The 18,251-nt window shown below is 72.9% G+C and carries 21 protein-coding genes; 12 read left to right on the forward strand and 9 right to left on the reverse strand.

The window, feature by feature from the left end:
* Positions 1-12 precede the first annotated feature (12 nt).
* Positions 13-1,101 carry a ferredoxin reductase gene (locus ASG76_RS06500; protein ID WP_056601489.1) on the reverse strand — a complete coding sequence of 363 codons (1,089 nt, stop codon included), beginning with the start codon at positions 1,099-1,101 and terminating at the stop codon, positions 13-15.
* A 142-nt stretch (positions 1,102-1,243) separates the two neighbouring features.
* On the opposite strand from ASG76_RS06500, the gene ASG76_RS06505 reads away from it, so the two are divergent.
* Both ASG76_RS06505 and ASG76_RS06510 read left to right on the forward strand, forming a co-directional pair.
* The gene (locus ASG76_RS06505) at positions 1,244-1,888 is read left to right on the forward strand and encodes a TetR family transcriptional regulator (protein WP_056601491.1); all 645 of its coding nucleotides are present in this window, start codon (positions 1,244-1,246) and stop codon (positions 1,886-1,888) included.
* An 8-nt stretch (positions 1,889-1,896) separates the two neighbouring features.
* Positions 1,897-2,433 (forward strand): nitroreductase family deazaflavin-dependent oxidoreductase, encoded by a 537-nt coding sequence (locus tag ASG76_RS06510; RefSeq protein ID WP_056602263.1) that lies wholly within the window; start codon positions 1,897-1,899, stop codon positions 2,431-2,433.
* Between the two features lie 8 nt (positions 2,434-2,441).
* On the opposite strand, the gene ASG76_RS06515 is transcribed toward ASG76_RS06510, so the two are convergent.
* Together ASG76_RS06515 and ASG76_RS06520 are read right to left on the reverse strand one after the other, a co-directional pair.
* Positions 2,442-3,134, reverse strand: coding sequence for an SDR family oxidoreductase (locus ASG76_RS06515; protein ID WP_056601494.1), 693 nt, complete (start codon positions 3,132-3,134; stop codon positions 2,442-2,444).
* Positions 3,131-4,099, reverse strand: a complete 969-nt coding sequence (locus ASG76_RS06520) for a zinc-binding dehydrogenase (RefSeq protein WP_056601497.1) — start codon at positions 4,097-4,099, stop codon at positions 3,131-3,133. Before ASG76_RS06520 ends, ASG76_RS06515 begins: the two co-directional genes overlap by 4 nt.
* Before the next feature lie 69 nt (positions 4,100-4,168).
* Between ASG76_RS06520 and ASG76_RS06525 the strand changes: the two genes are divergently transcribed.
* A complete protein-coding gene (locus ASG76_RS06525; protein WP_056601500.1) occupies positions 4,169-5,410 on the forward strand; it encodes a GNAT family N-acetyltransferase in 1,242 nt (413 codons plus the stop codon).
* Positions 5,411-5,425: 15 nt separating this feature from the next.
* Positions 5,426-6,559 (forward strand): glycosyltransferase, encoded by a 1,134-nt coding sequence (locus ASG76_RS06530; protein WP_056601504.1) that lies wholly within the window; start codon positions 5,426-5,428, stop codon positions 6,557-6,559.
* Here the strand turns inward: ASG76_RS06530 and ASG76_RS06535 are convergent, their stop codons facing one another.
* Together ASG76_RS06535 and ASG76_RS06540 are read right to left on the reverse strand one after the other, a co-directional pair.
* Positions 6,560-7,732, reverse strand: coding sequence for an NADP-dependent malic enzyme (locus ASG76_RS06535; RefSeq protein WP_056601507.1), 1,173 nt, complete (start codon positions 7,730-7,732; stop codon positions 6,560-6,562).
* Positions 7,733-7,752: 20 nt separating this feature from the next.
* A complete protein-coding gene (locus ASG76_RS06540; protein WP_235529435.1) occupies positions 7,753-8,133 on the reverse strand; it encodes a S24/S26 family peptidase in 381 nt (126 codons plus the stop codon).
* 49 nt (positions 8,134-8,182) lie between these two features.
* On the opposite strand from ASG76_RS06540, the gene sodN reads away from it, so the two are divergent.
* From sodN to ASG76_RS06560, 4 genes are all read left to right on the forward strand, one after another.
* Positions 8,183-8,584 (forward strand): superoxide dismutase, Ni, encoded by a 402-nt coding sequence (gene sodN / locus ASG76_RS06545; RefSeq protein WP_056601510.1) that lies wholly within the window; start codon positions 8,183-8,185, stop codon positions 8,582-8,584.
* A gap of 201 nt (positions 8,585-8,785) precedes the next feature.
* Positions 8,786-9,439 (forward strand): GNAT family N-acetyltransferase, encoded by a 654-nt coding sequence (locus ASG76_RS06550; RefSeq protein ID WP_056601513.1) that lies wholly within the window; start codon positions 8,786-8,788, stop codon positions 9,437-9,439.
* Positions 9,440-9,494: 55 nt separating this feature from the next.
* Entirely contained in the window at positions 9,495-9,935 is a 441-nt protein-coding gene (locus tag ASG76_RS06555) for a hypothetical protein (RefSeq protein WP_056601516.1), read from the forward strand.
* A gap of 40 nt (positions 9,936-9,975) precedes the next feature.
* Positions 9,976-10,782: an RNA polymerase sigma factor SigF gene (locus tag ASG76_RS06560; protein WP_056601520.1), complete on the forward strand. Its 807-nt coding sequence runs from the start codon at positions 9,976-9,978 to the stop codon at positions 10,780-10,782.
* 33 nt (positions 10,783-10,815) lie between these two features.
* Here the strand turns inward: ASG76_RS06560 and ASG76_RS06565 are convergent, their stop codons facing one another.
* A complete protein-coding gene (locus tag ASG76_RS06565; RefSeq protein ID WP_157558994.1) occupies positions 10,816-11,190 on the reverse strand; it encodes a hypothetical protein in 375 nt (124 codons plus the stop codon).
* A 202-nt stretch (positions 11,191-11,392) separates the two neighbouring features.
* Between ASG76_RS06565 and ASG76_RS06570 the strand changes: the two genes are divergently transcribed.
* A complete protein-coding gene (locus ASG76_RS06570; protein WP_056601527.1) occupies positions 11,393-11,644 on the forward strand; it encodes a WhiB family transcriptional regulator in 252 nt (83 codons plus the stop codon).
* 36 nt (positions 11,645-11,680) lie between these two features.
* Here the strand turns inward: ASG76_RS06570 and ASG76_RS06575 are convergent, their stop codons facing one another.
* A complete protein-coding gene (locus ASG76_RS06575; RefSeq protein ID WP_056601530.1) occupies positions 11,681-13,150 on the reverse strand; it encodes a sensor histidine kinase in 1,470 nt (489 codons plus the stop codon).
* Positions 13,151-13,219: 69 nt separating this feature from the next.
* Between ASG76_RS06575 and ASG76_RS06580 the strand changes: the two genes are divergently transcribed.
* Genes ASG76_RS06580 through ASG76_RS06590 form a run of 3 tightly spaced genes read left to right on the forward strand, consistent with a single transcriptional unit; the run spans position 13,220 to position 16,247 of the window.
* On the forward strand, positions 13,220-14,071 hold the full coding sequence (locus ASG76_RS06580) for a DUF2785 domain-containing protein (RefSeq protein WP_056601533.1): 852 nt from the start codon (positions 13,220-13,222) through the stop codon (positions 14,069-14,071).
* A gap of 10 nt (positions 14,072-14,081) precedes the next feature.
* Complete coding sequence (locus tag ASG76_RS06585; RefSeq protein WP_056601536.1) at positions 14,082-15,752, forward strand: acetolactate synthase; 1,671 nt, start codon at positions 14,082-14,084, stop codon at positions 15,750-15,752.
* Between the two features lie 6 nt (positions 15,753-15,758).
* The gene (locus ASG76_RS06590; RefSeq protein ID WP_056601539.1) at positions 15,759-16,247 is read left to right on the forward strand and encodes a GNAT family N-acetyltransferase; all 489 of its coding nucleotides are present in this window, start codon (positions 15,759-15,761) and stop codon (positions 16,245-16,247) included.
* Between the two features lie 24 nt (positions 16,248-16,271).
* Here the strand turns inward: ASG76_RS06590 and ASG76_RS06595 are convergent, their stop codons facing one another.
* Together ASG76_RS06595 and ASG76_RS06600 are read right to left on the reverse strand one after the other, a co-directional pair.
* Positions 16,272-17,675, reverse strand: coding sequence for a hypothetical protein (locus ASG76_RS06595; RefSeq protein ID WP_056601542.1), 1,404 nt, complete (start codon positions 17,673-17,675; stop codon positions 16,272-16,274).
* Complete coding sequence (locus tag ASG76_RS06600) at positions 17,672-18,196, reverse strand: RNA polymerase sigma factor (protein ID WP_056601545.1); 525 nt, start codon at positions 18,194-18,196, stop codon at positions 17,672-17,674. The genes ASG76_RS06595 and ASG76_RS06600 overlap by 4 nt, the downstream gene beginning before the upstream one ends.
* Positions 18,197-18,251: the final 55 nt, after the last annotated feature.

The following is an 18,251-nucleotide window of genomic DNA, read 5'->3' on the forward strand; positions in this document are numbered from 1 at the left end:
GTGGTCCTTCCATCACAGGTCGACGACGCAGTCGCCGACGGGGGCAGAGACACAGATCTGGATGTCCTCGTCGGGCAACGAGGACTCCGCGCCGGAGAGCACGTTGCGCACGGTGCCCTCGGACTTGCGGGTGGTGCAGGAGAAGCAGATGCCCATCCGGCAGCCGAAGACGGGGCTGAGGCCCGCCTCCTCGGCCTGCTCGAGGATCGAGGCACCGGTGTTGGCGACCTGCCGATCGGTCGCGGCGAAGGTGAGGTCACCCTCGGCCGCGCCGCTGGAGGTGGTCGGGGGCTTGAACAGCTCGAGCCGCAACCGCGGGCTGTCGGCGTACGCCGCCCGCACCAGCTCGATCATGCCGGCCGGGCCACAGGCCCAGGTGTCGGTGTCTCGGAAGCCGGGGACGAGGCGGCGGAGCTCGAGCTCGTTGAAGACGGCGTCCCCGTGGCGCAGGTGCACGGCGACGTCGTTGTCCGCCGCCGCGATGTCGGCCAGCTCCTCGGCGAAGATCTGGTCCTCGGCGGAGCGGGCGTGGTGGAGGAACGTCACGGGACGTCCGGCCCGGCCCTCGTAGCCGTCGCGGAGCAGCGTCCGCACCATCGACATGGCGGGCGTGATGCCAGAGCCGCCGGTGATGAAGAGCAACGGGTCGATGCCCGGGGTGGCGGGGCTGACCGGCAAGGTGAAGTCGCCCTGGGCCTGGGAGAGGTGGAGCAGCTGCCCCGGCTCGGCGTCGACGAGGTACTTGCTGACCTGGCCCTCGGCGTGCGCGCGGACGGTGAGGGTGAACTCCTCCCCCGCGCCCGAGGCCGCGGACGAGATCGAGAAGCAGCGGGTCATCCGGCGCGCCGAGCCCGGGAGGTCGAGCCCGACCTGGACGTACTGCCCGGCGAGGTGGCCCCGCCAGGTCGCCGTGGGCTGCACGGTGAGGGTGGCGACCGGCGCGCCGGGCGTGTCGGTCTCGCGGTGCACCGCGACCACGCGGCCGCGCACCTCGTGCGCCGCCCACATGGGATTCACCCGCGACAGGTAGTGGTCGACACCGTGCGGCGAGGTCAGCGCCGCCACGGCACGGGAGCGGGCGAGCTGGGACACGAGGGTCATGCTTGCTCCATTCGGTGAACGTCTGTGCACTCAACTATCGCGGCCCGCGACCAGACGGTCAATCGCCACGGAGGTGATGCGGCCCACTTCGGTGAACATCTGTCCACTGTGTCTCGGTCCGTGGGTGCCCTACGATCACGCCATGGGCGCGACGGGAGTGGGCGAGGCCGTCGACGGCGAGACGCGCGCGGACCGCAAGGAGCGCACCCGCCGTGCGATCCTCGACGCCGCGCTGGCGCTGGCCGCCGACTCCAACCTGGCGGCGATCTCGCTGCGCCAGGTCGCCAAGCAGGTCGGCGTCGTCCCGACCGCGTTCTACCGCCACTTCGGCTCGCTCGAGCTGCTGGGCCTCGCCCTGGTCGACGAGAGCTTCCGGTCGCTGCGGCTGATGCTGCTCGACGTGTGGCGCCACGCCCCGGAGTACCGCGACTTCATCGACGGCTCGCTGCCGATCGTGGCCCAGCACGTGCGGGACAACCGGTCCCACTACGCCTTCATCGCCCGCGAGCGGACCGCCGGCCCGCCGCGCGTGCGCGAGGCGATCCGCCACGAGATCGAGCTCATCACCCGCGAGCTCGCCACCGACATCGCCCGCAGCGGTGCCGCCGAGCACTACTCCAGCACCGACATCGGCCTGCTCGCCGACCTCATCGTGTCGTTCGTCGTCACCATGGCCGAGCGGCTCGTCGAGGACCCCGACTCCGAGGCGCGCACCCTCGCCGAGGCCCGCACCCAGCTGCGGATGCTGCTCGTGGGCGCGCTCAGCTGGCGCTCGCGCGAGGCATGATGCGTGCCATGCCTCCCTCCCCGGGCCTCGCGGACGACCTCGGCTACTCGCACGCCTCAGCCAACCCCCTGCACCGCGTGGTGCGCTGGGGCGCCGGCACCCGAGCGGGCGGCTGGCTGTTCGCGCACTCGCTGCGACACCTCGACGACGCCGTCGCGAGGCTGACCCGCGGGCGCCACAGCGCGCCGAGCCTGCTGGCGGGCCTGGCCGTGCTCGACGTGACGACGACGGGACGCAGGTCCGGACGACCGCGCACCAGCCACCTCATCGCGACGCCGTACGCCGGCACCCTGGCGCTGCTCGGCACCAACTTCGGCCAGCCCTCGACGCCGGCGTGGGTCCTCAACCTGGAGGCCGACCCCGCAGCGCGCGTCGCCTACCGCGGTATCTCGCGCGAGGTCCGCGCTCGTGCCGCCACTCCAGCCGAGAGCGACGAGATCTTCGCGCTGGCGGCACGCTTCTACCCCGGATACCTCAGCTATCGCACCCGCGTGGGGTCGAGCCGGCGGATCCGGGCCTTCGTGCTCGAGCCGGCCGCCGACTGACGACCGGCTCAGGTGGTGCGGGGCACCACCGGACGCACGGTGACATCGGGAATCGTCGCGTCCGCCGGGAGGTCGATGACGTGGAGGATCGTGTCGACGACGGTCTCGGCGCTGATCCAGCGCGACGCGTCGTAGGTGCGGCCCTCCTGCTCGTGGACCTTCTCCTGCATCGGGGTCGCGGTGCGGCTCGGGTAGACCGTGCTCACCCGCACCCCGTGCTCCACCTCCTCGGCCCGCAGGGAGTCGGCGAGGGCGCGCAGGCCGAACTTCGAGGCGGCGTACGCCGACCACTCGGCGCCCGCGCTGAGCCCGGCCGAGGAGTTCACGAAGACGACGGTCCCGCGGGCCTCGCGCACGTGCGGCAGGAGCTCGCGCGTCAGCACCGCGGGTGCCGTCAGGTTGACCGCGAGCTGCTCCTCCCAGTCGACAAGCCGCAGCTGGGCGACCGGCGCGAGCTCGACGACGCCGGCCACGTGCACGACCGTGTCGACGGCACCGTCGACCTCGCGGCCGAGCCCGTTGAGCGTGCCCGGGTCGGCGAGGTCGGCGACCAGCAGCTGCGCCTGCGGGAAGACGCCGGCGAGCTCGGCGGCGCGCGCCTCGGTGCGCGCCAGCAGCACCAGCTCGTCGCCCCGGTCAACGAGGCGGTGGGCCAGCGCGAGCCCGATGCCCGAGCCCGCACCGGTGACGACGTGCTTCACCGGGTGAAGACGATCTTGCCGAAGACGTCGCCCTGCGCCATCGCGGCGAACCCGTCGGCCGCCTGCTCCATCGGCAGCGTGCGGTCGACCAGCGGCCGGGCACCGGTCGCGTCGAGGAAGCGGACCAGGCGGTCGAGCTCCTGACGCGTGCCCATCGTCGAGCCGATGACGGAGAGCTGCAGGAAGAAGATGCGGGTCAGCTGGGCGTCGTCGACGTTCGGTCCCGAGGTGGTGCCGCTGATGACGATGCGGCCGCCGGGGCGCAGGGACTTGACCGAGTGGTCCCAGGTGGCGCGCCCGACGGTCTCCATCACGGCGTCGACCTTGACCGGCAGGCGGGCGCCGGACTCGAAGACCTCGTGGGCGCCGAGCTCGAGGGCGCGGGTGCGCTTGGCCTCGTCACGGCTGGTGGCCAGCACGGTCAGCCCGGCAGCGCGGCCGAGGGTGATGAGCGCGGTGGCGACCCCTCCACCGGCTCCCTGCACCAGCACGGTCTCCCCCGGCTTGCAGTCGCCCTGCACGAAGAGCATGCGATAGGCGGTGAGCCACGCGGTGGGCAGGCAGGCGGCCTCCTCGAAGGACAGCGAGGCGGGCTTGGGCACGAGGTTGCGCCGCGGCACCACGACCTGGTCGGCGAAGGTGCCCTGGTGGCGCTCGGAGAGCAGCGAGCGGCCCGGGTCGTCGGCCTCGTCGCCGGTCCAGCGCGGGTCGCCGATGACGCCGTGCACGACGACCTCGTTGCCGTCCTCGTCGAGCCCCGCGGCGTCGCAGCCGAGGATCATGGGCAGCGCCTCCTGGCGCAGCCCGACCCCGCGCAGCGACCAGAGGTCGTGGTGGTTGAGGCTGGCGGCCTTGACGGTCACGGTCGCCCAGCCCTCGGGGGCCTCGGGAGCGGGTCGCTCCCCCACCACCAGGCCGCTCAGCGGGTCGTCGGAGGAGAAGGACTCGGCATAGACGGCGAACATGTCCCGACCCTAGCGAGTGGGCTTGCTTAACCGGTTGCAGGTCCGGAGCCCAGACGTTTGGGTTGCCGGGTGAGCATCGACGTACGCCCCTCGACCGACGCGGGGAAGTACCTCGCCACCGACCATCTCGTGTGGTTCGGGGAGGTGAGCGACAACGACGCCGAGGCCATGCGGCTCGGCCTCCCCGAGGACCAGCGCTTCGTGGCCGACCTGCCCGACGGTCCCGAGCACCTGCACGCCGGCATCTACGGCGTGCGGCCCATGGAGCTCGCGCTCCCCGGCGGGGCGCTCGTGCCGGTCGCCGGCCTGACGTGGGTCGGCGTGCACCCCGACAGTCGCCGCCAGGGCGTCCTGTCGGCGATGATGCGCGACCACCTGGCCCGCACGCGCGACGCCGGGACCGCCCTGTCCGCGCTGCACGCGAGCGAGCCGGGCATCTACGGCCGCTTCGGCTACGGGATGGCCGCGCTCCACCTCCAGGTCTCGCTCGGGCGCGGGACCACCTTCACCGCGCCCCACCTCGAGGAGGAGGCCCGCGCGCTCACCACCCAGCTCGTCGACATGGCCGCACCGGGCGTGACCGAGCGGATGCGCGCCTGCCAGCTCGCGTGCGCCTCCGAGCGCCCCGGGACGATCGTCGGCTCGCCCGGCTTCTTCTCCCTCATGGCCTTCGAGCCCGCCGAGGCGCTGCGCGACAAGGAGCCGCGGCGCGTGCTCTTCGCGCGGCGCGGCGGGGTCGACGTGGGCTACGTCGGCCTGCGCCGCGAGCACAAGTGGGAGCAGGCGCGCCCCTCGGGCACCGTCACGGCGGGGATGGTCACCGGATCGCCGGCTGCGCGGCTCGCGCTCGCCCGTCGGCTCGTCGACGTCGACCTCATGGGGTCCACCAAGCTCGAGAGCATCGCGGTCGACGACCCGCTGGTCGACTGGGTCGGTGGCCCCCGCGGCACGGGCGAGCTCCACACGTGGGACAGCACCTGGGTGCGCCTGGTCGACCTCGGGGCGGCCTGGTCGCAGCGCGGCTACGAGCACGACTGCGACGTGGTGGTGGAGGTCGAGGACCGCCACGCACCGTGGAACGCGGGTCGCTGGCGGCTCACCGCGTCGGCCGGCTCCGGGGCCGCAGTGCGGACCGACGACGCCGCGGACGTCGGCCTCGACGTCGCCGTGCTGGGCTCCGGCTTCCTCGGGCACTCGATAGGCGGACGCCTGCGCGCGGGACTCGTCCGGGAGTATCGTCGAGGGGCGTACGCCGAGCTCGCAGGGGCGATGCGCACGCTGGTCGAGCCGGAGCCGTCGATCGGGTTCTGAGGGTGAGGGGTCGCCATGAGGGTCCTCTTCTCGTCCACCTTCGGCTACGGCCACGTCCTCCCGATGCTGCCGCTGGCCAAGGCGTTCGGCACGAGCGGCCACAGCGTGCTCTGGGCGACGAGCGCGCAGGCGATCCCGCAGCTCGCGGCCGCCGGCATCGCCACCGCGCCCGCGGGCCTGACCGGCGAGGAGCTGCACCGTGGACTCGAGCTCCTGCATGCGCGGGCGGCGCAGGTCGCTCCCTCGCAGCGGGCGGCGTTCATGTTCCCTCGCCTGTTCGGAGCCCTCCTCACCCCGCCGATGGCGCACGACCTCCTGGCGCTGGCACGACGGTGGCATCCCGACCTGCTGATCCACGAGCACGGCGAGCTCGCCTCCCCGTTGGTCGGTGCCGTGCTCGGCAGACCGAGCGTCACGCACGCATTCGGGGGTGCCATACCGGCCGAGATCGTGCGCAGCGCCGCCGAGGCCGTCGAGCCCGTGTGGGCAGCCCACGGGCACGAGCCGCCGCCCTACCTCGGGTGCTTCACCAGCCTCTACCTCGACATCTGTCCGAGGTCGGTGCAGTCGGTGCCCATGGGACACGTTCCACGGACACAACCGTTGCGGCCCGCGTCGCCCCGGACGATGCAGCCGCCCCGCGACGACACTCCCTTGGTGTACCTGACTCTCGGCACGGTCCAGAACCAGTCGCCGGTCCTTCCGCTCGTGGCCTCCGCCCTCGCCACCATGCCGATCCGGTTGCTGGTGGCCGTCGGGCCGGACGGCGATGCCCACCAACTGTCCGGGCTGCCCGACAACGTCCGCATCGAGAAGTGGGTCGACCAGGCGGAGATCATCGACCAGTGCGCGTTGGTGGTCTCGCATGCCGGCTCCGGCACCTTCCTGGGCGCCCTCGCGGCCGGGAGGCCGCAGCTGTGCCTGCCGATGGCGGCTGACCAGTTCCGCAACGCCGCAGGCGGGAAGCGCGTCGGGGCCGTGCTCGTGCTGGAGCCCGACGACGTGTCTCCGGAGTCGGTCGTCCAGGCGGCCACGCGCTTGCTCACCGAGGAGTCGTTCCTCCTGCAGGCGCGGGCGGTGTCGACGGAGATCGCGGAGATGCCGTCGCCGAGCGAGGTGGTCGAGGTCCTCGCGGCCTTGCCTGGCTGATCAGCGGCGCGCGACCCCGTCGCGACGCGCGGCCTCCGCGACGGCCTCCCGCACCGCGCCGGGCACCCGCGGGTCGAAGGGCGACGGGATGACCAGGTCCTCGCTCAGGTCGTCGCCGACGAGCTCGGCGAGGGCGTGCGCGGCGGCGACCTTCATCCCCTCGGTGATGGCGGTGGCGTGCACGTCGAAGGCGCCACGGAAGATGCCGGGGAAGGCCAGGACGTTGTTGATCTGGTTGGGGAAGTCGGAGCGGCCGGTGGCCACCACGCGGGCGTACTTGTGCGCGAGGTCGGGGTGCACCTCCGGCGTCGGGTTGGCCAGGCCGAAGATGATCGCGTCGGGTGCCATCGAGGCGACGATCTCCTCGGGCACCTGACCGCCGGAGACGCCGATGTAGACGTCGGCCCCGGCCATCACGTCGGCCAGGCTGCCGCGGCGCCCGAAGACGTCGGCCGTGTCGCGGGCCAGCGCGGCCTTGACCTCGGTGAGGTCGTGGCGCTCGGAGTTGAGCACCCCCTGGCGGTCGAGCACCGCCACGTCGCGCACCCCAGCCTCGAGCAGGATGCGGGCCACGGCCACGCCGGCGGCACCGGCACCCTGCACCACGACGCGCGCGGTCGCGGCGTCGCGGCCGGTGAGCCGGAGCGCGTTGGTCAGCGCGGCGAGCGCGACCACCGCGGTGCCGTGCTGGTCGTCGTGGAAGACGGGGATGTCGAGGCGCTCCTTGAGCCGCGCCTCGATCTCGAAGCACCGCGGCGCGGAGATGTCCTCGAGGTTGATGCCGCCGAAGCTCGGGGCCAGGCGCACCACGGTCTCGATGATCTCCTCGACCTCGGTCGTGTCGAGGCAGATCGGCACGGCGTCGACGCCGCCGAACTGCTTGAACAGCACCGCCTTGCCCTCCATCACCGGCATCGCGGCGGCGGGGCCGATGTCACCGAGGCCCAGCACGGCGGTGCCGTCGGTGACCACGGCGACGGTGTTGGGCACCCACGTGTAGTGCTGGGTCATCGAGGGGTCGGCCGCGATCGCCTCGCACACGCGTGCCACGCCGGGGGTGTAGGCGAGGGCGAGCTCCTCGGGGCCGGTCAGCGCGGCCGTCGAGACGATCTCCATCTTGCCGCCGAGGTGCAGGTCGAACACCGGGTCGCCAGCGTGCGGATGCGTTGCCATGCCGGCGATACTGGCACAGCTCAGCGGGCCCGCAGGGCGCGTCCCACGCGTGGGGAAGGCCACACCCGCAGGCGTACGACGCCCAGCACCCGTTCGTCCGGCACCGGGCCCCGGTGGCGGGAGTCGACGCCCTCGCCGGGGTTGTCGCTCAGCAACCACCAGCCGTCGGCTCCCGTGGCCGTCGGGCGCCGCTCGACGGCGCGCTTGACGGCCAGCGTCCCGTCGGCGAAGCGCGCCACGACGAGCGCCCCGGGCCGCACCTCGGCACCGTGGCGGACGAGCAGCAGGTCGCCCTCGCGCAGCGTCGGGAGCATCGAACGACCGCGCACCACGGCGGTCCCGAAGGGCGGTCCGGAGCGGGCACCCCTCCGGGCGAGACCCCGCTGCCGACCCCTCTGCACGCGGAGTAGTGTCGCAGGAAGTAGCAGACTCCCGACCGAGAGGATCCAGATGCTTCGCCACCTGCTTGCCCCCACCGTCGAGGTCTCCGCCCACTGCGACCTGCCCTGCGGCGTCTACGACCCCGCCCAGGCACGCATCGAGGCCGAGTCCATCAAGGCGATCATCGCCAAGGTCGCCGACAACGACGACCCCGACTTCCGCACCCGCGCGATCCTCATCAAGGAGCAGCGCTCGGAGCTCGTCAAGCACCACCTGTGGGTGCTGTGGACCGACTACTTCAAGCCCCCGCACTTCGAGAAGTACCCCCAGCTGCACACGCTGGTCAACGAGGCCACCAAGCTGGCCGGCGCCTCGGGCACCAAGGGCGAGCTCGACGCGGCCAAGGCCGACGAGCTGCTCGCCAAGATCGACGAGATCGCCGAGATCTTCTGGGAGACGAAGAAGGCCTGAGCAGAGGCCGCGGAGCGGACGCTGCTCAGGCCTTCTTCCGAGCAGCTTGTTGCTCCGCACTCCTCAGAGGCCGCGGGGCGGGGCCTGCACAGGCCTTCTTCTGAGCGGCTTGCCGCTCCGCTAGGTTTCCTGCCGACGGCCGGGCCCGGACCACGTGTCCGCGCCCGGCCGTCGTGCATCCCTCGGCGACCGGAGGCCCCCTTGATCGAGGAAGTCCGCCTGCGTGACGGCACCGACGCCTTCGTGCTGCCCCTGCAGCGCACGGACCGCGCCACGCTGGCCGCCGAGTTCGAGACGTTGTCGCCGGAGTCGCGACGGCGCCGGTTCCTCGCGCCCGTGATGCACCTCAGCGACGACATGCTGCAGCACCTCGTCGACGACGTGGACGGCGTCGACCACGTGGCGCTCGTGCTGTGCGTGGAGACCTCCCCCGGGACCTACGACCCCGTCGCGCTGGCCCGCATGGTGCGCTACGACGACGCCCCGGACGCCGCCGACCTCGCCGTCACCGTCAAGGACGAGTGGCAGGGCCGCGGCGTCGCCACGGTGCTGCTCGAGGTGCTGGTGCGCTCGCGACCCGAGGGTGTGCGACGCATCGTCACCGACGTGCTCAAGTCCAACCCGGCCTCGCTGGGGATGCTGCACCGGCTCGGCCCGACCACTGTCGAGGACCTCGGCCAGGGCGTGTGCGGCGTCGTGGTCGAGCTGGAGCCGCTCGCGGACGGCCACGCGGACGGCGTACGTCGTCCCGGCTCGGTGCCGGTGCGCACCGTCGGCACCCCGACCCTGCTGCGCGACCCCGCCCACCGCCACGCGTTGCGCACCCGTGACCAGGTCTGCCCGTGGTTCGGCTGACACCCGGCTAGGGTGTGGCGAGCACATCCGCCTCGACGACGGGACATTGACCCAGATGGCAGATCACACCGGGGGCCCTCGCGCCGACGTCGAGCTCCGACTGCCCGCCGTGGGCGCCTACGCCTCGGTCGTGCGCACCACCGCCGCAGGTCTCGCTGCACGCCTGGACTTCACCATCGACGACATCGAGGACCTGCGCATCGCCATCGGCGAGGCGACCGCGCTGGTGATCCCGGCCGCCGACCCCGGCACCGACCTGGTCGCGTGCTTCTTCTTCGGCCGGGCCGCCACGCCCGCCTCCACGCCGGCCTCCATGACCGTCACCCTCGAGACCGAGGCGTCGGACGAGCCCCCGCTCGACACCGAGAGCTTCGCCTGGCAGGTGCTCGACACGATGGCGCAGGACGCCGCGGCCGGCCCCGAGGACGGTCGCTTCCGCGTCCGCTTCACGGTCACCTCGACGGTCGCGGCAGGAATGACGGGTGCCGAGCTCTGACATGAGCGCAGACACGGGGGACACGGGGGATCACACGGCGGTGGGGACCGTCGAGCACCGCGAGCACGACGACGACGTGCCGTCCGGGCTCGACCACGTGCGCGCACGCAGCGCCGAGCTCTTCGCGCTCATGCGCGATGCCGACGGCAGCACCGCGCAGCGGGCGGGCGCGCGCGACGACCTGGTGCACCTGCACCTCTCACTGGTCGAGCACTGCGCGCGGCGCTTCCGCAACCGCGGTGAGCCGTTCGAGGACCTGGTGCAGGTGGGCACCATCGGCCTGATCAAGGCGGTGGACCGCTTCGAGACCGACCGCGGCGTCGAGTTCTCGACCTACGCCACGCCGACGGTCATCGGTGAGATCAAGCGCCACTTCCGCGACAAGGGGTGGGCGATCCGCGTGCCGCGGCGCCTGCAGGAGCTGCGGATGCAGATCGGCGGGGCGACCGGCGAGCTCACCCAGAAGCTCGGCCGCTCCCCCACCCCCCGCGAGCTCGCCGAGGTCATCGGCTGCTCGGTGGAGGAGATCATGGAGGGCATCGAGTCCTCCCACGCCTACGCCACCTTGTCGCTCGACGCCTCCGACGACAGCGAGGACGGTCCGCCGGCGATGCTCGCCAGCCTCGGTGTGGAGGACTCCAACATCGCGCACGTCGAGATCCGTGAGTCGATCAAGCCCCTGCTCGAGGGGCTCGGGGAGCGCGAGAAGCGGATCCTGCTGCTGCGCTTCTTCAAGAACATGACGCAGTCACAGATCGCCGAGGAGATCGGCGTCTCGCAGATGCACGTCTCGCGGCTGCTGACCCGCACGCTGGCCCAGCTGCGCACCTCGCTCGAGGCCGACTGACTCGAGGCCGGTCCGCACCGGCGGGGCCGGGCGTCACCCGCCGAGGCGGGCGTCCTCCTCGAGCACGTGCGTGCTCGCGGGGTGCAGCAGCCCCGCGATGGTCACCAGGGCGACGACGGCGAGCCCGGCCGAGAGCGGCCGGGTCGCGCCGTCCCACAGGTTCCACGCGAGCCCCAGCACGATCAGCTGCGCCATCACCACGGGCCCGCGCGCCCATCGCTGCACCCTCCACAGCGACCAGGCGCACCAGCCCAGCCCGGCGGCGGCGGCGAGGAAGAACCCGGCGGTGGTCACGCCCATGGTGAGGCGGACGGTGCGCAGGTTGGCCAGCTCGAGGACACCGAGCGCGGCCAGCACGAACGCCTCGAGAGCGGCGAGCGACGCGGCCACCACGAGGGGCGCAGGCACGCTATGGTCTGCACCAGGGGGATTGTCAGGACGCGTAACAGGCACGACGACAGCGTAGTTGTGACGGACACGACCACCGTTTGGGGTTGTGTGAACGTTCAAATGTTGCGAGTCTTGTCGCTGCGCTTTCGAGCGCCCGGGCCCAGCTGAATGTCCGAAAACAGCAACTGCCTGTGACTCAGAAAGAGGGATTCCCCCACTCATGGATTGGCGCAGCCGCTCCGCATGTCTCGACGAGGACCCTGAGCTGTTCTTCCCGATCGGCAACACCGGACCCGCGATCCTCCAGATCGAGGAGGCCAAGCAGGTGTGCCGGCGCTGTGAGGTGCGCGAGCAGTGCCTGGCCTGGGCCCTCGAGGCCGGCCAGGACCACGGGGTCTGGGGCGGCCTGAGCGAGGACGAGCGACGCGCGCTGAAGCGCCGCAACGCTCGCGCCCGCATCCGCACCGCCTGAGGTCGCGCCCGCGCCAGGACTGCTCGACGGCGCCGCTCAGTCGATCGGGAGGTCGACCTGCACGCGCGTGCCGCGGGTGCCCGGCCCCATCTCCAGCACACCGCCGAGCTCGGACTCGACCAGCGTGCGCACGATCGAGAGGCCGAGCTGCGTCGAGGTGTCGAGGTCGAACCCCTCGGGCAGACCGCGACCGTCGTCCTCGACGACCACGTGCAGGCGGCCCACGATCCTGCGCGCGGTGACCACGACTCGGCCCTCGCTCTGCGACGACCCCCCGGCGTAGCCGTGCTCGACGGCGTTCTGCAGCACCTCGGTGAGCACCATCGCGAGCGGGGTCGCCGCCTCGGAGGGCAGCTTGCCGAAGGAGCCCTCGCGCACGACCCGGACCGGCACCTCCACGCCGCTGACGTCGACCACCATCGAGCCCAGCCGGTCGGCGATCTCGTCGAAGTCGACGGTCTCCTCGACCGCGTGGCTCAGGGTCTCGTGGACGATCGCGATCGACCCGACCCGGCGCACCGCCTCCTCGAGCGCGGCCTTGGCGTCCTCGGCGTCCGTACGCCGCGCCTGCAGGCGCAGCAGCGCGGCGACGGTCTGCAGGTTGTTCTTCACCCGGTGGTGGATCTCGCGGATCGTGACGTCCTTGGTGACCAGCTCGCGGTCACGGCTGCGCAGCTCGGTGACGTCGCGCATGAGCAGCAGCGCCCCGCTGCGCTCCCCCTGCGGCCGCAGGGGGATGCTGCGCACGATCAGGGTGACGTCGTCGGTGCCCACCTCGGTCGCCCGCCCGTCCCGGCCACCGAGGACGGCGCTGAGGGTCTCCTCGTCGAGCCGCTTGCGGGCGGGCACGAGGTCACGCGTGAGGTCGGCGAGCACCAGCCCGGTGAGGTCTCCCTGGAGACCGAGACGGCGGTAGGCCGAGAGCCCGTTGGGGCTGGCGTAGACGACGCGGCCGGCCGCGTCGAGCCGCACGAAGCCGTCCCCGACGCGGGGTGAGTCGGCGTGGTCGCTGCGCTGGCCCGGGAGCGGGAACCAGCCGGCGGCGATCATCTGGGTGAGGTCGGCCGCGGTCTGGAGATAGCTGAGCTCGAGGCGGCTCGGGGTGCGTACGCCGAGCAGGTTGGTGTTGCGCGCGATCGTGGCGATCACGCGACCGTCGCGGCGCACGGGGATGACCTCGACGCGCACCGGCACGTCGTCGCGCCACTCCGGGTCGCCCTCGCGGACCAGGCGCCCGGACCCGAAGGCCTCGTCGAGCATGCGCCGACGCCCGGTGGGGATGAAGGTGCCGAGCACGTCGTCCACCAGGGCCGTCGGACCTGTCGTGGGGCGCATCTGCCCCCCGGCCCAGTAGCCCCTGCCCTCGCGGTCGGGCAGCCAGAGCACGAGGTCGGCGAAGGACAGGTCGGCCAGGATCTGCCAGTCGGCCATGAGCAGCTGGAGCCACGCCACGTCGTCCTCGACGAGGTCGGTGTGGGCTCGCACGAGCTCGTGGAGGGATGGCACCGGCCCAGCCTAGGGCGTGCCGTGGACCGGGCTAGGAAGGTGTCGGGGGCGGCTGGCAGGATGGGGCGCATGTCGATCGGGTACTGGAGCCAGGTGCAGGCGACCGGGTTCGAGGTCCCCTCGGACCGGCCCCTCGACGAGCTGACGACCGAGCTCACCACGATGCTCGGCTCCACCGAGCCCGAGGTGCGCGACGGCACCGCCTTCCCCGCCTTCGCCACCTGGATCGAGCGCGGGATCTACGACGACCTCCTCGCGGGTCTCGGCGACGGCATGGTCGCGGGCCTGTCCGTGGGCCTCGGCGAGACCGGCACCGACACCGTGTTCCGGCGCAGCTTCAGCGTGCTGATCCTCGCGGTCTGCCTCGAGCGCGACAACGAGCAGCACCTGCTGCCGAGCCAGAAGGTCATGGAGTGGGGTGACCGGCTCGCGACCTGGTTCCTCACCGAGCGCGACACCCGCGGCTTCGTGCCCGACAAGGGCTGGGCGCACGCGGTGGCCCACGGCGCGGACGCCATCGGCGCGCTCGGCGAGTCGCCGCACCTCGCCGGGCCCGAGCACGCCCTGCTCCTCGACATCCTCGCCGAGCGCCTGCTGCAGCCCGCCGAGGAGCCCCTGCTCGCCGGCGAGCCCGACCGCATCGCCGCCGCGGTCATGAACATCCTGCGCCGCAACACCCTCGGCACCGACGTCCTCGAGCCGTGGATCCACCGGATCGGTGCCGCCGGCAACCCCTTCGTCGGACCGGTCGACCATGACCCCTATCCCCCGACGGCCGCACCGCAGGCGTTCCTGCGTGCGCTGTTCGTGCAGCTCTCGCTCGCCCCGGAGCCGCCGCAGGTCCGATCCGACCTGCTGCTGGTGCTCATCGAGGCGCTCCGGATGACGAACGCTCCCTACCTGCGGGTAGCGGGCGGCTAACCTGCGGGGCATGAGCGAGATTTCGGGCCACAGCGGCGAGCTGGCCGTCCACGTCGCCCGCGCCCACGGCGTGGAGACGATGTTCACCCTGTCCGGCGCCCACGTCTTCCCGATGTACGACGGCGCGGTGAAGACGCAGCAGGAGGGCCAGGGCCCGCCGGTGCGGCTGCTCGACGTACGCCACGAGCAGACCGCCGCGTTCGCCGCGGAGGCGACCGGCAAGCTCACCCGTGTGCCCGGGCTGGCCGTGCTCACCGCCGGGCCCGGCGTCACCAACGGCATCAGCGCGATCGCGCAGGCGCAGTTCGCGGGCTCCCCCATGGTCGTCGTCGGGGGCCGCGCCCCGCAGAACCGCTGGGGCACCGGCTCGCTCCAGGAGCTCGACCAGCCGCCGATCATCGCCCCGATCGCCAAGGCCGCCCGCACGCTGATGACGGCGGGCGAGGTGGCCGCCGGCATGGACGAGGCCTTCACCCTCGCGCGCTCCAGCCACCGCGGCCCCGTGTTCGTCGACGTGCCGATGGACGAGTTCTTCGCCCCCGCCACCGGCACGGTGCCCGCGGGCGAGGGCACGCGCGTCGAGCCCGACCCCGACGCCATCGCGGCCGTCGCCCGGCTGCTCGCGGCGGCGCGGCGCCCCGTGCTCGTCCTGGGCACCGACGTGTGGGCCGACCACGCCGAGGAGGCGGCCCTGCGCCTGGTCGAGGACCTCGGCATCCCCACCCTGACCAACGGCATGGGCCGCGGCGTGGTGCCCGGCGGCCACCGCTCGCTGGTGACGAAGGCCCGCGGCGCGGCGCTGGCGGGCGCCGACCTCGTGGTCGTCGTCGGCACCCCGCTGGACTTCCGACTGGGCTACGGCGCCTTCGGCGGGCCGGACAAGAACCCCGACGGCGCCTTCGCCAAGGTCGTCCACATCGCCGACTCCCCCGGCCAGGTCTCCGGCCACGCAGACCTCGCGGCGTCGGTCTCCGGCGACCTGACCACGGTCCTCGACGGGCTGCAGGCCGCGATCGAGCGCGGCGACAAGCCCGACTGGACCGACTGGGCCGACCAGCTCGCCGACCAGGTCAAGGTCGCCGCCGCCCGTGACGCCGACCTGCTGGGCGCCGAGGCCGACCCGATCCACCCCGCGCGCATCTACGGCGAGCTGGTGCCGCGCCTCGAGGACGACTCGGTCGTCATCGGCGACGGCGGCGACTTCGTCTCCTTCGCCGGCAAGTACGTCGAGCCCAGGCGCCCCGGTGGCTGGCTCGACCCCGGCCCCTACGGCTGCCTCGGCGCCGGCCTCGGTGCCGCGATCGCGGCCCGCATCGCGCGCCCGGACGCGCAGGTGACGCTGCTCCTCGGCGACGGCGCCGCCGGCTTCTCGCTGATGGACGTCGACACCCTCGTGCGCCACGACCTCCCCGTCGTGATGGTGATGGGCAACAACTCCGCCTGGGGCTTGGAGAAGGGCCCGATGCAGATGCTCTACGGCTACGACGTGGTGGCCGACCTCGCGCCGCGCACGGCGTACGACGAGGTGGTCCGGGCGCTCGGCGGGGCCGGGGAGACGGTGAGCGACCCGAAGCAGATCGGTCCGGCGCTCGACCGTGCCTACGCCTCCGGCGTCCCCTACCTGGTCAACGTGATCACCGACGTCGAGGCGGCCTACCCCCGCAACACGTTCGGCATCTGACACTCGATGGCGGGACTGGAGCTGCGCCGCATCCGGGCGGACGAGCACGAGGCGGCGGGCGACGTGTGCGTCGCGGCCTACGAGCCCTTCCTCACCGGGGCCGAGGACGACTACCGAGCCCGGCTGCACGACGTCGCGACCCGCGACGCCCAGGCCGAGGTCTGGGTCGCGGTCGGTGACGACCGGGTGGCCGGGGTCGTGACCTACTGCCCGCCCGGCTCGCGGTGGCGCGAGATCGCCCGCGCCGACGAGGGCGAGTTCCGGATGCTGGCGGTCGACCCCGCCGCGCAGGGCGCCGGGGCCGGCACCGCGCTGGCGCGGCTGTGCGAGGACCGCGCTCGCGAGGACGGGGCCGTCGGGATGGCACTGTCGTCGCTGGCGACGATGGCGACCGCGCACCGGGTCTACACCCGTCTCGGCTACGACCGCGACCCCGGGCGCGACTGGTCGCCGCTGCCCGGGGTCGAGCTGCTCGCCTTCAGCAAGGTGTTCTGAGCACGCGGGAGGACCAGCAGGTCGTCAGCACCGGCGGGCCGTGGTGGGGTCGTCGACGTCGTCGAAGCACACCGTGACGCCCGGGAGCGCGAACACGCGGTCGCCCGAGGTCATCTGCCACGACCACAGCTGCCAGGAGCCGTCGTCCACGGCGGTGACGGACACGACCGAGCCGCCCTCGGTCAGCCACGTGCGGTTGTCGTCGGTGTTCTCCAGCGGCACCTCCCCCACGGGGTCGAGCGCCACGATCCTCTCGCCGCGCTGCACGAGGAGCTGCACGAGCGTGGGATCGGAGGCGGAGGTCACGACGAGGGACTCGCCGTCGGAGAAGATGCTCTCGGGCTGCACCGTCGCCACGCGCGGGTCCGCGCCGTCGAGCTCGTGCCGCAGGGTGACGCCGTCCTGGCCCTCGCCCACCAGCACCGGCGGGTCGCCGGCCTCGACGCGGATCGAGAACGGGAAGCCGGTGGTGATGTCGGCGCTCTCCCCGACCCCCACCGTCTCCGTCGCCGGGGTCAGGTCCGGGACCTGGGCCCCTGAGTCGGCGTCGCATTCCTGCACGTCGAAGACCAGCTCCTTGCAGCCGGCAGCCTCCCGACGCAGCACGCCGTCGTCGCCGAGGCGCCACTCCCAGGTCTCCAGCACGATCCCGGGGAGCTGCGCGGTGGTCATGCCGGTGCGGGCGAAGGAGTCCTCCGAGCGTCCGGAGAAGAGCCTGCCGTCCTCGATCCAGTACTGGAGGACGCGCACCCGGTCGTAGAGCCCGGTCTGGCTGCCGGGGACCTGCACGTCGCCGCGCTGCAGCAGCGACGGGTCCTCGGGCACGACCTGCACCAGGAGGCCCTCGCGGAGGTCGAACACGAGCGGCGCTCCGCCGGAGGTGTCGAGGTCGGGGTCGAAGACGACCAGCTCCTGGTCACCGTCGCCGTCGGCGTCGACGACCCCCTCCGCTCCCGCGCCGACGGTCGACGCCACGTCGGCGACGCCGTAGGCCTCCTCACCGGTGCTGCTGAGCGTGGTCTGCAGCCGGATCCGGCCGTCGAAGTCCTTGGTCTCCTCGCCCAGGAACTCGACCTTCTCCTTGGCCCCGTCGCCGTCGAGGTCGACCCGGGCCGGCGTCGACTCGGGGCTGGCCTTCCAGTCGCGGCCCACGTCGGCGGGCAGCTCGAGCTCGATCTTCGGGTCGTCCGGCCTCGGGGCGACGTCGTCGGAGCGCTGGCGGCCACCGACTCCCTGGAGGACGACCCCCAGGACGAGCAGCACGGCCGCGGCGGTGGCGAGCAGCACCCACGGCGACTGCCAGCGGGGCCGCAGCGTGGCGACGGTGGCCAGTGGGGCCAGGTCCTCGGGCTGCACCAGCTCGGCGCGTGCGGCGAGGGCGGCGACCAGACGGTCCTCGAGGGCCGAGGTGTCGTGTGTCGTGCTCATCGCTGCTCCTTCCCCGAGCTCGTGGGTGATGCCGGGCCGCTGTCCCGGCTCGTCTGCATGGCCTTCTCCAGTGCCACGAGCGCGCGGCTCGCGGTCGACTTGACGGTGCCCTGGCTGATGTCGAGCGTCCGGGCGATCTCGGCCTCGGACAGGTTGCTCCAGTAGCGCAGCACCAGCACCTCGCGCTGGCGGGGCGCCAGCTGCTGCAACGCCGCGATGACCTCCCGGTGCTCCTCCGCCAGCACCGCGCTGTCCTCGGGCGTGGGCGGCGAGAGGTCGTGCGGGGGTGAGTACGCCCGCGCCGTACGACGCCGGCGCAGCGCCGAGCGCGCGGTGTTGACCACCGAGACCCGCAGGTAGGCCAGCGCCTTGGACGGGTCCTTCACGGCGTCGGGACGGCGGGCCAGCGCCGCGAAGGCGTCCTGGACGACGTCCTCGGCCGAGGCGAAGTCGTCGACCAGCAGCACCGCGAGGCGGACCAGCGAGAGCCGGTGCGCAGCGTAGAGCTCAGTGATGTCCACTGCTCGCTCCATGCCCGTCCCCGCCCCTGCGGTCCTCGTGCCCATGTCTGGTAGA

The organism is Nocardioides sp. Soil774, from assembly GCF_001428125.1.
Lineage (GTDB): Bacteria > Actinomycetota > Actinomycetes > Propionibacteriales > Nocardioidaceae > Nocardioides.